The 13,297-nt window shown below is 69.7% G+C and carries 9 protein-coding genes; 2 read left to right on the forward strand and 7 right to left on the reverse strand.

All coding sequences use genetic code 11. The features are described from left to right. Positions 1-34: 34 nt before the first annotated feature. The 4 genes from pglZ to P2Q00_RS10730 form a co-directional block, all read right to left on the reverse strand. Positions 35-2,941 (reverse strand): BREX-2 system phosphatase PglZ, encoded by a 2,907-nt coding sequence (gene pglZ / locus P2Q00_RS10715; RefSeq protein WP_275771798.1) that lies wholly within the window; start codon positions 2,939-2,941, stop codon positions 35-37. After that, positions 2,938-6,822 (reverse strand): BREX-2 system ATPase PglY, encoded by a 3,885-nt coding sequence (gene pglY / locus P2Q00_RS10720; RefSeq protein WP_275771800.1) that lies wholly within the window; start codon positions 6,820-6,822, stop codon positions 2,938-2,940. Before pglY ends, pglZ begins: the two co-directional genes overlap by 4 nt. Positions 6,823-7,189: 367 nt before the next feature. Beyond that, positions 7,190-9,328: a tetratricopeptide repeat protein gene (locus tag P2Q00_RS10725; RefSeq protein WP_275771802.1), complete on the reverse strand. Its 2,139-nt coding sequence runs from the start codon at positions 9,326-9,328 to the stop codon at positions 7,190-7,192. Then, positions 9,325-9,735, reverse strand: coding sequence for a hypothetical protein (locus tag P2Q00_RS10730; protein WP_275771804.1), 411 nt, complete (start codon positions 9,733-9,735; stop codon positions 9,325-9,327). Before P2Q00_RS10730 ends, P2Q00_RS10725 begins: the two co-directional genes overlap by 4 nt. 237 nt (positions 9,736-9,972) lie before the next feature. Here P2Q00_RS10730 and P2Q00_RS10735 point away from each other — a divergent pair, with 237 nt between their 5' ends. Then, positions 9,973-10,242, forward strand: coding sequence for a hypothetical protein (locus P2Q00_RS10735; RefSeq protein ID WP_093775035.1), 270 nt, complete (start codon positions 9,973-9,975; stop codon positions 10,240-10,242). Continuing rightward, entirely contained in the window at positions 10,235-10,873 is a 639-nt protein-coding gene (locus P2Q00_RS10740; protein ID WP_275771805.1) for a DUF6879 family protein, read from the forward strand. Before P2Q00_RS10735 ends, P2Q00_RS10740 begins: the two co-directional genes overlap by 8 nt. 54 nt (positions 10,874-10,927) lie before the next feature. On the opposite strand, the gene P2Q00_RS10745 is transcribed toward P2Q00_RS10740, so the two are convergent. From P2Q00_RS10745 to P2Q00_RS10755, 3 genes are all read right to left on the reverse strand, one after another. Next, complete coding sequence (locus tag P2Q00_RS10745; protein ID WP_275771807.1) at positions 10,928-11,788, reverse strand: hypothetical protein; 861 nt, start codon at positions 11,786-11,788, stop codon at positions 10,928-10,930. 304 nt (positions 11,789-12,092) lie between these two features. Continuing rightward, entirely contained in the window at positions 12,093-12,296 is a 204-nt protein-coding gene (locus tag P2Q00_RS10750) for a DUF397 domain-containing protein (RefSeq protein WP_275771810.1), read from the reverse strand. Continuing rightward, positions 12,293-13,123 (reverse strand): helix-turn-helix domain-containing protein, encoded by an 831-nt coding sequence (locus P2Q00_RS10755; RefSeq protein WP_275771811.1) that lies wholly within the window; start codon positions 13,121-13,123, stop codon positions 12,293-12,295. Before P2Q00_RS10755 ends, P2Q00_RS10750 begins: the two co-directional genes overlap by 4 nt. Between the last annotated feature and the right edge of the window lie 174 nt (positions 13,124-13,297).

A 13,297-nucleotide genomic window follows, 5' to 3' on the forward strand; every position in this document is an offset into this window, starting at 1 on the left:
GCGAACGCCGGGGGCATCCCGCACGCTGTCAGCGTCAGCCCGCTCGAAGGGCGAACTGTTCGCGCAGCAACCCCTCATGGAGCCGTAGGGTGCGCCCGTCCGGCAAGGTCTCCAGCACCTGTACGCCGTCGTAGTTGAGGAGCTGCCGCAGCACCGCGGCGAAACCGTCGCCCCGGGTGGTGGGCATGCCCGCACGCTGGGCGAGCGCGGTCACCGGCAGGGTGCCACCCGCGTCGAGCAGGGCAGCGAGAGCCTTATGGACCAGTTCCTGCTGCGGCTTGCGGGCCAGGCCGTCTAGCTGCCCCTGGTACGTCTCCGAGTCGAGCAGCGCCGTCACGAGCGCCTCTGTCCGCGCCACGACGGTCGGGGTGACCAGGGCATCGTCCCCCTTGGCGGTCAGCGCCACGTCGAAGAGGGCGTCGGGCAGCGTCCCGGGGTCGGGTTGCTTCTTCCGGGGTTTCGCGGTGGTCTTCTTCGGAGCCGCGCCGGCCGTCTGAGCCGCACGCTCGTCCGTGACCGGCCTCCCCGTCTCCTCCGGAGCCCACCAGGCCGGCCGCTGGTCCCCCAACTCCCTCCAGCCCTTGGGCGGTTCCGCCCCGAACGGCAGAAAGGCGAGCACCGGAATGGTGAACTCGGCGAGGGAGGCCCCGCCGTGGTAGCCGGCCTTGAGGGCGGTGTAGCGGGAGTCCGCGTCCCAGAGCGCGACGATGGACGCGCCGGGCTCGGGCCACACCACGCGCGGTCCGGAAAGAGCCATCTCCCGTTCGCCGAGCGGGCCGCCGCCGGGCAGCCGGTGGCGCGCAGACGCGGGTTCGGTGGCGGCGTCAGCTTTCGTGCCGTGCCGGTCGACGACGTGGCCGTGGTCGCTGGTGACGATGACGGCCATGCCCTGGGCCGCTGCCACACGGAGCAGGTCGCGCAGTCCGGGTACGTCGTCGACCCGCCAGGCGCCGTCGCCGAGCTTCTGTTCCTTGGCGAGGCGGTCGTCGATGGCGTTGAGGACGACGGCGACGTGCGTCCTGCCGTCGTTGAGGGCATCCGTGAGAGCCGGGCCGAAGGCGTCGCCCGCGGTCTCGGTGCGCAGGTCGTCCTTGTGGAAGACGACGGCAGGCGCCCCGCCCCACAGTTTCAGCGCGGGGAAGAGCCGCTTCTCATCGGCCTGGGTGCCCTTCATCAGGGTGCCCGCGAAGAGCGATGTCCGAGACACGGCCGTCACGGTGGGGAGGGCGGCGGCCATCGCACGCCGACGCGGGGTGTCCTCGGCCAGCGGGTCGAACTCCGCCCAGGAGCGGCGCAGTTCCTCGCCGAGTTCGTTCGCTATGGCCGCACTCATGCCGTCGAGCACGAGCAGCAGCACCCGCCGCTCCTCGTCTCGCCGGACGACAGGTGCGACCACCCGGCCGAGGAAGGTCTCGACGGTGAGCATGCTGCCGGGCGGGGTGCCGTCCCCCGTCCAGCCGGCCAGCGAGCGCGCGAAGGACGCGTCGATCTGCCGCCTCCGGTCCCGGACGCCGGTGCCCAAGGTGTCGTAGGCGGCCTTGAGGACAGGGTCCGCGTCGCCGCCGGCCTCGATGTGCTCAAGGGCGAGGTCGGCCCAGCCGGTCTCGGTGATGTGCCGATTTATGGCGTCGGCGACGGAGGGGGCATCGGCGGACGGGTCGGTGGCCAGCCAGCGAGCGAGACGCTGTCCCATCCGCGCGCGCTCGATACGCGTCGACTCCTCCGGATCGCCGGCGAGCCGGTGGTGCGCCAGGCGCAGTACGGCCTCCGTCACCGCGGTCGTGTCGCCGGTCGCAAGTGCCTGGCCGACGGCGGCAAACCGGGCTTCGAGTCCGCCTCGCAGGACGGGGCTCGCCGCTACAGCTGCCTCCGCACCGAATTGGCGCGCCAGTACGGCCGCCCGGTCGAGCACGATGCCGGTCGTGCGGCGCGCTTCGCGGGCCTGGTCGGCGTCGGCGCCGCCGTTGCGATGTCCGACTGCCAGCAGCGTGGTCACGTACTCCTCGGCGGACCTGCCGAAGGCGGTTACCAGCGCGTCGAGTTGGTCGGCGACCGCCGGGGGCTGGTCACCGAAGTAACGTTCGGCACGGCCCCGGGCCTGGTAGGTCTCCGGGGCAGGCTCGGCGTGCTGCCACAGGGCGGCGCACACGAGGCCGAAGGCGGCGCCGTCCGCGCCGCGCTCGGCGCCCACGAGGGCGAGCAGGGCGCGTCCGGCGAGACCGGCCTGGTCCTCCTCGCCGAGGAAGGCCGTCAGTCCGGCGCGCTCGGGGCCGCGCAGGCCCAGCAGCCGCTCAGAGGCACCCGGTCGGGTCGACCAGTGCAGCAGTGTCTGCGCGTCGAGCCGGTCGTCACCGGGGCGCCGCATGCCGCCCTCGGTGTCGTAACGGCCGAGACGCAGGCGGCGTTGGGCGAGCGCGGTGAGGGCGTACTGCCGGGACAGCCAGCCGCCGGGCACGGGCGGCCAACCGCCGGGCGGAGTGGCATCGAGCAGCGCCTCGGCAGCCCAGTTGATGTCCTTGAGACGCGGGTCGATCTGTCGCGCGCCGAACGCCTCCCGCACGACGTCCCAGCTGTCGACCGTATCGATACGCAGCTTGTGGACGCGGGCGAGGATCGCCGGGTCGAGTTCGTTCTGCTCACGGTCGGTCAGGACGACCAGGACCGCGGGGCCAGGGCGCCGGCCCGTCAGGTGGTCGAGAACGAGTTCATGGACGGCGAGGGGTGACGGCGCCACCGCGACGCAGACCGTGCGGCCCTCGCCCCAGGCGGGCTCGGCGGGACCGTCCCACTGGGGTACGGACCGCAGCAGCACGACCCGGCGCCTGCCCCCGCCATCCCCCGTCAGGGAGGCGGTGAGCGAGGACTGCGAGGACAGGTACTGGGTGACGGTCGCGGTGTTCAGCCGGACGGCGCCTGGGGCGGCGGCGACGGTGTCCGTCATTCGACGACCTTCCAGGTGATCTCGATGGTCGCGTCGGGGTGGTGTGCGGCCAGTTCGGACAGTTCCGCCTGGAGGTCGGCGGCGGCACGTGCCGCGGTCGTACGGCGACCACCGGCCGTTCGCGCGGAGCCGCTGCCGGAGGAAGCCGGTGCGGGTGTCTCCGGCGGGGCGTAGGGGATGCGCGGGTCGCTGGTCGGTGTGTTCAGGGACAAGTCGTCGGCCGTGGGCTGCGGCGCGACGGGCGCGGGCGGCGGGGCGGCGGCCTGGCTGCGTTTCACCAGTGCGACGACCTCGCGCTGGGTACGGGCCAGGGCGTCGCGCAGGTCCGCGGTGCGCTGGTCGTCGCGGGCCACGTTGCGCAGCGAGTCGAGCAGTGCCGCGCCCTCGGGGCCGAGTCCGGCGGCGAGTTCGAGGGTGCTCCAGGGCGCGGAGGCGACGGCCTCCGCGACGCTGCGGGCCTGCTTGACGGATGTCCCGTACCGGTCGGCGCTGGTCTCGCCCAGGTCGAAGGAGGCGAGGGCCTCCACGGTCTTCTTCGCCCCGGCCGCACCCTTGCCCGCTTCCGCCGTGAGCGCGTCCAGCAGTTGCAGGGAGCGGCGGGCGAGGGCGAGCCGTCCGGTGTCGGCGGTCTGGTCGAGGCCGAGGAAGGAGGCGTGGGCCTCCAACTGGTGCACCAGGTCCGCCGCGTGGTCCCGGTGGGCGCGGGCGGCCTCGATGATCTGGCGGGCGAACTGGTTGACCATCCGGCCGCGCCGCAGGGCGGGCGCCTTCTGCCCGAAGATCGTCTCGAAGCGCAGCCGTGCCGTGTCCCAGTCGGACTCCGCGGGCAGCGGCTGGCTGCGCAGCGCGTCATGGTCCTTGATCGCGGACAGTTCGGGCGCGGGGTCGAGTACGGTGCCGCCGCGCACCCACACCCGGTCGTCCATCTCGGCGAAGGCGGCGACTACGAGCCTGGCAAGGAAGTCGGGCAGGCCGCGCGGGTCGGGCTTGTCCGTCCAGTCGGTGAGGGTGATCAGGGACAGGTCCCCGGTGCTGCCCTGGGCGCTGGCGAGCTGGCGGAAGTGGTCGGCCCAGTAGCGGGACAGCTCGAAGTACGCCTCCTTCTGCTGCCCGAGGCGCAGGGGTCCGGCGATCCGCTGCATGAGCTTGCGGTCGCCGGCCGGGACCTCCACCCGCCCGTCACGGGCCTCGGCGGCGGCCCGCACATGGGTGAACACCTTGCGGGTGTCGGCGGATTTGACGGCGGTGCCGGTGCCGTCGGGGTCGAGGTCGGGGTGCGCCGGGTACTGGTGGGCGAGCAGCTTGCCCGCGACGTGCCGGATCCCGTCGTACAGGCTCTGCCCGATGGACAGGGTGAGGCCGTCGACATCAGGCAGCGGGACGAGGTGGTCGTCGAAGTCGGGCACGACGTCGGCGGCCTGCTTCTGGGCGAGCCCGTACGCCTGCTTGAAGGCGCCCTTGACCTGCTTGAGCAGAGCCTCGCGCTGGGTTTCGAGGAGGCCCTTGGCGCGACTGCGGTTGTCGGCGTTGAGGTGGCCGGCGTACTGGGTGTCGAAGCGGTGCTCGTCGGCGAGGGCTTTGTCGATGACGACGAGACGCCGGAAGTCGGCGAAGCGCTGCGCGGACAGGTGGGCGGGCAGCCAGGCGACGATACGGGACCGTTCGCCCTGTTGGCGCTCGCGCAGCCGTCGGATGCGGTTGACGTCCTCGACCGGGCCCCACTCTCCCTCGTCGTAGGGGAGGTCTATGGCGATACGCCAGCAGCCCTCCTCCTGCGGCATCAGGTCGTGGTCGGGCAGCTCGTCCTCGTCGGCGACGTTCCCGAACACGATCTCGGCGGTGCGGGAGGTACCGCGCCAGGTGAAGCCGAGCTGATCGCTCAACTGCCCGTGTTCGACGCCCAGTTCCTCGGACAGCAGACGGCGGGCGAGGGCGACCCGGTTGCCGGGGTTGTCGTTGACCTGGGCGTTGGCGATGACGGAGTCCACGTCGACACCGGACAGCTCCAGCCGTACGCCAGGGTTGGCGTCGGTGCCGGTCTCCTTGATCTCGGGGAACCGGGCCGCCCACTCGGCGACCTTGTTCTTGATGATGCCGACCTCGGCGCCCGGGATGGGCGCGAGGACCGACCCGTGGTTGAGCGCGCCGAGCCGCCGGATGGTCAGTTCCGCCAGGGAGGGCACGCTGGGCGCGAGCGCGGACAGCAGCAGGGTGCACACGAGCCGGTTGTCGCCGACGAACATCCGGCAGCGGTTGGCGCGCTGCACGTCGGTGATGGTCTCGGGCCTGGTGCGGTACTGCTTGACGTCGTCCTCGGTGATGTCGTACGAGCTGAGGAGGTAGGGCCGCAGCTTGGTCTTGTAGAGCTTGTCGGCGGCCTCGAAGACGACCTTCAGGCTGTCGGTGAACGGCTTGTCGCCGCCCTCCGCGATCACCGGATAGAGGTCGCCGACGGGGATGAGCTGCCCGAGGCGGATCTCGTCGCGGTGGTCGGCGAGCAGCTGACCCATGAGCTTCAGACCGGTACGGGAACGCTGCAGCGCGGACGAGATGTGGACGAGGGTGTCCATGAACGCCGGCGAGAACGGGTACGTCAGCCGGAACGACTCCGCGTCGGCACCGGTCGTGCCCTTCTCCGAGCCGAGGAGGGTGTCCCATACCTGGGTGCCGACCCGCTTGGTCTGCTCGAAGGCCGCTTCGACGAGCCGTTCCGCCTCGGCGTCCTTCGGCTTGAGGATGCGGGCGTGAGCGATCTGCGGGAGATTGCGGTCCTCCAGGGTGATCTTGTCGAAGCGGCCGGAGGCCAGGTTCAGGGTGTCCTGGATGGAGGCTTCGGCCGCGCCGGACACCTCTTCGCCGACGAGTTCACGTAGGTCGCGCTGACGGGCGATGAACGACACGACGGGGATGGCGCGTCGGGCGTCACCGCCCTCCACGAAGTTCGTGATCTTGCTGGCCTCGCGGGCCACGAACTTCTGCTCGTGGATGAGGGTCGCGAGCCAGAGGATCAGCTCGTCCAGAAACAGGATCAGGCCGTCGTAGCCGAGCGACTTGGCGTGCTCGGCGATGACGGACAGACCGGCGTCCAGGGAGATGAAGCCGTGCTCGTTCTCGACGGCGTTCTGGGCGAAGCCGGGGAAGAGGTTGGTGCTGGCGTCGTTGACCAGCTTGGCACGCAGCTCGGCCGGGGTGGAGGGGTTGCGGAGGTTGAGCGGCGTGCCCCCCTCGTGGTTCTCCTCGGCGGCCAGAGCGGTGTCGAGGAGCTGCGCGGTCCAGGCGAAGCCCTCACCCCACTCGTCCGTTTCACCGTCGCCCGCGTCGCCGCCGCCCAGGCCACGGATGACCGCCTCGTCACCGTAGGTGGCACGGTTGGCCCGGATGTCGGCGAAGAGGGAGTCGGTCCGGTACACCTGCGGGGTCGACGCGTCCGGGCGCACTTTCTTGACATGCGTGACGTACCCGCCGAGCACCCGCTGTTCGAGGGCCTTCGCGCCGAGCATGTGGTACGGCACGAGGAGGAACTTCTTGCCGTCCGTGGTCAGCCACTCGTGCTTGGTCAGCACCGGGTCGAACTCGGTACGGGCACGGGCGGCCGGGTCGCCGCTGAGCAGCGCGTACAGCACGGCCATGAAGTGCGACTTACCGGAACCGAACGAGCCGTGCAGGTAAGCCGCCTTGGAGCGGTGCCCGTCGAGGGACGACTTGATGAGCGCCAGCGCCTCGTCGAAGTTCTCCAGCAGCCGCTCGGTGACCACGTAGTCCTTGAGCGCGTGCTGGGCGCCTTCGGGTGTCGTCGCCTCGGCGAGGGACAGCACGAAGTCCGAAGTGGAGATCTTCTTCTTGATGTCGATGACATCGCGGAGGAGGGGCGGCTGGGCCATTGCGGGGTCTCGCTCTCCCTGACGGTGATCGGTACTGCTGCTCGTACTCGGTGTCGTGCGGGGTCCGCCGTCGAGGCCCGAAGCCGGTCCGAGGGGCGGGGCGGGGCTCAGGGGTGTGGATGGCCGGTGCGGCGGTCGGCTGTCCTGGCCGGTGGCGAGGACGGGACCGGTCATGCGGTGACCGGACGGGAGCGACACTCACGGCGTCGGCCGGGTCAGGTCTGACGGGTTGGCGGCGTCTGCACTCTTCGTCCCCCTCGTACTGAACTTCACCCGTACGGCCTGCGCATAGCACCCTACATCCGTACTCCTATCGTCCCCGTGCCGTATACCCTCGCGCACTGTCCATGCGGGGGCGCCGGAAGCACTACGGCCGCCATCGCCCCGACCGGTAGGCGTCCAGCAGTTGTCGACTCGCGACCGTGAAGGGGTGTTCGGGGCCCAGGCCGCGTTCCCGCCGTTCGACGACGTCGGTCATCAGCCCGATCCCCTCCTCCGTGTGTCCGAGTGCGGCCCGGGTCCGGGAGAGCAGTTGCCGGGCGGCGAGCACGATCGGGTACTCGGGCCCGAAGCGCCGCACATACGTCTCGGCGACCCGCCGGATCTCACGGTCGGCCTCGTCGAAGCGGCCCAGGAGGTACAGCGCCCACGCGTGGTTGTGCCCGGCGCCGAGTGTCACAGTGTGGTCGGGACCTAGGGACCGATCGCATTCCGACGGCAGCGTGAGCAGTGTGCCGCCTTCCTCGGTGACCACTTCGGCGGCGGGGAGCATCTCCAGGAGGCTGGCGCGGGCCCGCAGGGTCAGCGGATGCGCGGGGCCCAGCGCCGAGCGCCGCCCGGTGACGGTGTCTCGGAGCAGCGCGACAGATTCCTCGCGTCTGCCGAGGTTCGCCAGCACGAGCTGGAGGCCATAGCCGCTGTCCGTCGTGTCGGGGTCGTCGGCGCCGAACAGGCGCTCCTGGGTGTCCCGGACCGCGCGGAGCGCCGCTTCGGCTTCGGCGTACCTGCCCAGCCGGAACTGTGACCGCCCTGCTCTCGAGCGGGCGGCGAGGACCGCACGGTGGTCCGCGCCGAGGAAACGCTGTGCGAGGTCCGCCGCGCTTCGGGCGGTCTCCCAGGCGGAGAGGTAGTCACCGGTCCGGTGCAGGGCGACCGCCAGCCGCGTCGCGACGGCCAGGGCGTCGCCGGCGGACGGACCGCCGATGTGCGTCAGCAGGGCCAGCGCGTGGGGTACCAGCAGGCGCAGCCGCGGATCGTGCGGCCCCGCGTCGGGTACGCCGGGCACTGCCGCGTCGAGCAGCCGGACGGCCGTCGCGTCGAGGGCGGGCAGCAGATCCGCGGGGGTGGCTGCCGAGACGCTGTCGAGCAGGATGCCGTGACTCTGTACGCAGCGCGCGCCGGCGGCGTCGACCAGTTCGGACAGTGACTGGTCGAGGAGGGCTCTGAGGGCTGTCTCGGTTCGGGCACGAGGCAGTACGGCGCCGATGTCGGCGTGGTTGAGCAGGGTCAGCGGTAGCGGCTCGGCGGCGAACCGGGCCAGCAGTCTGAGCAGGGCCGCCGCTTCGGGCAGCCCGCGCGCTTCGAACGCGTCGAGGGTCAGCTGCCAGGTCAGGCCGACCAGATGCCGGGGGTCCGCTTCGGACAGCGCGTCGGCTCCCCGGTCGATCAGCTGGACCCGTTCGTCTCCGTCGAGCTGGTCCCCGTAGGTGTCCATCGTCCAGGGGTCGATGACCTGGTGGGAGAGGAAGCCGCCCGCCAGGGTGAGGGCGAGGGGCAGCCGCCCGAGCCGGTCCGCGACCCGCGCCGCCTGCTCCGCCGTACCGCTGTGCGGGGCGAGATCGCGCAGTACGAGCGCGGCGTCCTCTCGGGGCAGTACGCCGATGTACTGCAGCTCGGCGCCTGGCCACCACCGGGCCGCCGCTCGCCGTGTGGTCACCAGGACGGTGCCGCGCGGGCTGCTGCGCAGCCAGTTGCCGTCCCGCAGGATCTCCGGCTCGTCGGTGTTGTCCAGGACCAGTAACCAGGGTTCGGCGGAACGGTCGAGATACGTCCAGACGAGATCGGCGGCGGGTCTGAGGCCGTTGCGTGCGGCGAGCAGTTCGCCGTCGCCCGCCCCTCGGTCGGCGGCGACGGCGAGCATGCCGGCGCGCAGGCTCGCACGGTCGGAGGCGTTGACCCACAGGCCCACCCGGCCCTGATCTCCGGTGACCTCCTGGAACAGGGCGCAGGCCACCGCTGTCTTGCCCGAGCCGCCCATGCCGTACAGCACGTAGACCTGGCCGCCACGCTCCGCCTCGACACTCACCCGCAGGCGTTCCATCACCTCGCCGCGGTCGCGCAGCGCGATGGGGGGCCGGCCGACCGCCGGGCGCCGCACCGAGTCCGGTCCGCCGTGCTCCGGCCCGTCGCCGCCGTAGTGATGGTGGTGTTCGCTGATGTGCTGGTCGCCCCGCGACTGGTAGACGCGCCCCTGGTCCTCGGCGTGGCCGTCCGTCCCGCCCGTCATCGCTCGGCGATGTGCTGGTCACGTCCCGCTTGGTAGACCCGGGCCTGACCGGACGCGGTGGCGTGCTGGGTGATCTGTCGGGCGGCCGAGCCACCGGGATCGAGTTGGTCCAGCAGCGCGCGCAGTTCCTCGACGGCGGCGGGCCGGGCGACGAGCAGCCGCCGCACCAGCCCCTGCCACTGAAGGCGAAGTTCGTCCAGGGTCTCCTGGTCGTCCGCGGCCACAGCGGCCAGCACGTCCTCGCGACCGGCTTCCAACTCGGCGGCGACGGTCTCGGCGCGCTCGGGTTGGGTCCGGCGCCAGAGCTGTGTGATCCCGTCACGCACACGGTGCCAGGCATCGGTCGCCATCAACGCGACCAAGGTGGTCCCCGCGCTCTGTGCGAGCAAGGTCACTTCTGGGTCCACAGCCGCCCCTCCGTTCACCTGATTACCTGATTAACCGACAGCACAGACGGGAAGTGTCATCTGTCGGGCGTTGGCATGATTTTCCCTTCCGATCAATATCATTCCAGCCCCGAGCGACACGGGACAAGGAGGAATCAATCCTCGCCATTACCCCTGCGGGCCGGTTCTAACACATGCTCAGACGGGTAAGTTGCACGTTACAGTGAGGCATCCCGACCGATCGAGGGGGCGATGGAAATGGCCAGGCCATGGGAAGCAGATCCGGACACGAGTTTCAAACAGCGCCTGGGAAAAACACCCCAGGAACTCGGAAACACAACCGGAACTCCTGACTGCCCGGACATCTGGGAACTCACCAACGGCGACATCGCTGTCATCGGCCGGGACCTGACCCAGTCACTCGGCAGGAACCTGCCCGACGGGGTCTCGATCGGGTCGGACGAACGCCTCGTGGTCATCCCCAGGAACATGCTCATCGCGGCGAAGCCGGACATCCCCAGTGTTTGACTCCTTTCCCAGCGGCGCCTCCGCACGCCTGGACCGCCCGACGTACCACGCCGACTTGGGCCGGGTCTACAACAGCGGGATCGACTTCCTCAACAAGCTTGAGCGCGGCCAGCACTTCAAGGAGCGCGGCTTCCCGAGCTGGGAGGCCTTCGCCGACGGCGACTGGGAGAGGGCCCTGTCCCTGGCCGACGAGAGGCGCGAGGACTACACCCAGGAACTCCGCCAGGCGTCGCGACTGGGCGTCAGGCACCGCCGCCTCCGCGTCGTGGAATTCCCGATCACGCCGTACGTGCAATGGGAGTTATTCGTCCTGCGCGTGCGCGTGGACGTGGGCGACGACATCAGGATTCTCGACGCTCGCGATATTTCGAACATCGAGCGGAGTAGCCCAGTTCCAGAGGTGGTGATTCTCGGCGATGTGGCCATGTATGAGGTCGTTTACGACGAGGACGGAAATGCGGCAGGAGCCAACCGCTACACCGACCGCTCACTGATCCGCGAGACGAACGCCGGGTTCAATGCGCTTTATGAACGTGGCGAGGGATTCCACGATTTCTTCGACCGGGAGATCGTCACCCTGGACCCGCCCCGGGTGTCCGGTGCTGCGACGGGTTCTCGCGGTTCGCGGTGATCGGCAAGGCGGGATAACGGGAGAGCCCTCGACTTGGAGAGGGCTCTTGCGGCGTCAGGGCTGGGGTTCCTCGAGCTTGACGGCGGCAGAGTCTGCGCCTCGCTGTTCGGCCTGTGCTGCGGCGAAGGGCCCGTGGTCCTCCACGACCTCCCCGTCCACGACTTGGCTGGACGGCGTCGCCAACTCCAAGCCGGCGAGGTGCTTCTTGAGCCTCCTGGCCATGGGGCGGTACGTCGCAAAGGTGAGCGTGCCGGAGACAACGGCTCCAACGACGGGGATGGCCTTCGAGACGCTCTTCGCGAAGGTCTGCTTTGTCATCTCGACGCCGAGGTAGCCCGCGACCTTCTTCACTATGGGATAGATGAGGCCTTGGGTGAGTGCCTTCTGAGGCAACTTCTTGGCGACCTGCTCCGACATCATCCCCGCGACCTTCCCCACCGCGGCGTTCGCCGACTGGGCGCCGAACATCACGCCGAAGAACAGCGTGAGCACCCCCATGGTCGCGTCATCGACGTCATCGCCGTCGTCGGAGAACAGATCCGGCCAGCTGTAGAGGTACGCGAGCTTCTGCGCGATACGCACCATGTGGCCGAAGTACTGGGCCAGGTCGGCGGGCACAGTAGCGGGAAGGGCGAGGACACCGGGTATTCCAGCAGCGGCGGAGAGAGCGCTGACCTTGCCGGTTTCGAGGCGGATGGAGTCGTTGGCGAGTTTGTCGAGAATCTCGACGGGAATGCCGGCCACAGCGGGCGACTCCTCAACCGCCCTTCGGATGTCGTCCTCGGAGCAGTGACGAGCCAGCGCACTTCGGAGGTAGGCCTCCCTGTTGATACGCACACCCGGAAGCTTTGCTGCGCTCACGAGCACTGCGGAGAAGCGCGACTCGGGGTTCTCGTTCACTTTGCCCGGTTTCATAGCAGGAACTTACAGTAACTCCGCACTCCAAGAGCCGGGATTGTCAGGTCAGTTGAGGGGTCGTTATGTGAGTGGCGGTGGCGTGCGGGCTGGATCCTTCACGTTGCCGATCGTCGCCCGGGAAGGCACCCCTGTCGCGAACCGGCCGTCTCTGGACGGACGTTGATTGTCGTGGCAGCCGGCGCATGCACGGCACCGGCCAGGAAGGCGCGAGGACTGATGAAGGTGCTGCCGAGGTGGACACGCGCAGGGCCCTCGGCAAGCCCATGCCCACCGGAAGGCCCTGCTGTCGGTGCCGCCTCTGTCAGGGTGCCGCGAACTCCACGAAGGCGGCCCACGCCGTGGGTTCTACGGCGAGCGCGGCGCGGGTTGTGTCCTTTGAGTCGCGGACGTGCACCCTGGCAGGGCTGACGGCGACTTCGACGCATTCGCCACCGTTGCCAGCGCTGTAACTGCTCTTGAACCAGGCCAGTCCGTCCAGGCAGAGCCTGGCCCTATCCCCGCTCATCTCTCTCCCAACAGCTTCTCGATCAACGCAACTGATTCTGCCGGAGTGAGGGCCTGTGCGCGCAGAGTCCCGTACGTCCGTTCAAGCTCCCGGACCCTCTGGCGCTCCGTGTGCACACGGCTGTCGCCTTGCACCTCCGCGTAGGCGATCCTGCGCCCATCCTTCATCTCCATCAAGGTGAACGGCCCAGCCAATCCCGCATGTTCCTGACGGGAGAGCGGCATCACCTGGATCTCCACGTTCCGCTTCTCCGCGATCAGCATGAGGTGCTCCAACTGGCCTCGCCGAACCGTCTCTCCGCCGAGCGGACGCAGAAGCACAGCCTCCTCGATCACGAAGCTCAGATGCGGTGCAGGGCGTCGGGAGAAGATCCCCTGCCGTGCCAGCCGAGCGGCCAATCGCTGCTCAATGACCTCTTCGTCCAACTGCGGTCGCCACATGGCGAAGACCGCCCGCGCGTACTCCTCGGTCTGCAAGAGTCCTGGCACCGCCTGGGTGGCGTACACGTGCAGTACAACCGCCTCGGCCTCCAACTTGGCCGCATCTCGAAAGAACGCCGGATACTGAGCCCGAGCCACCTCCTCCTTGCTCGCGCTCAACACCCCACCTGCCCCCAGCACTTCATCCGCCTGGTCGATGAACTTCGGCGGCGGAATACGTCTCGCCTGCTCGAACGACGCGATCGTCGAGGCCGAGTACCCAGTCAGCGACCCGAGCCTCGCGCGATCCATCCCCGCCCGCTCCCGGAACAGCTTCAACTGCCGCCCGAACACGTGGAGAATGCCCGCCCCGAACTCGTACTCCGGCTGCTGAACCTCGTCGTCCACGCCGCAGCTCCTCCCGTACGACCATCCAGTCACCGGACTCCGCCCGCCCAACGCGCAGCGCGAGAACCGGTCACGCCCGACACCGCGTACAAGCGCACTGCCGACGCGTACAGCCCGCACTCGTCAGCGCATCGCTCCTGGTCAACGCTACGCAGAGTCGGTGACCGTTGACCC

The organism is Streptomyces coacervatus, from assembly GCF_029223485.1.
In the GTDB taxonomy this organism is placed as follows: domain Bacteria; phylum Actinomycetota; class Actinomycetes; order Streptomycetales; family Streptomycetaceae; genus Streptomyces; species Streptomyces coacervatus.

Bases quoted from the DNA above. Each gene is read 5' to 3' on its own strand.
- P2Q00_RS10735 (WP_093775035.1), top strand. From the start codon at position 9,973: ATGGCCAGGCCATGGGAAGCAGATCCGGACACGAGTTTCAAACAGCGC.
- P2Q00_RS10745 (WP_275771807.1), bottom strand. From the start codon at position 11,788: ATGAAACCGGGCAAAGTGAACGAGAACCCCGAGTCGCGCTTCTCCGCA.
- pglY (WP_275771800.1), bottom strand. From the start codon at position 6,822: ATGGCCCAGCCGCCCCTCCTCCGCGATGTCATCGACATCAAGAAGAAG.
- P2Q00_RS10750 (WP_275771810.1), bottom strand. From the start codon at position 12,296: ATGAGCGGGGATAGGGCCAGGCTCTGCCTGGACGGACTGGCCTGGTTC.
- pglZ (WP_275771798.1), bottom strand. From the start codon at position 2,941: ATGACGGACACCGTCGCCGCCGCCCCAGGCGCCGTCCGGCTGAACACC.
- P2Q00_RS10725 (WP_275771802.1), bottom strand. From the start codon at position 9,328: ATGACGGGCGGGACGGACGGCCACGCCGAGGACCAGGGGCGCGTCTAC.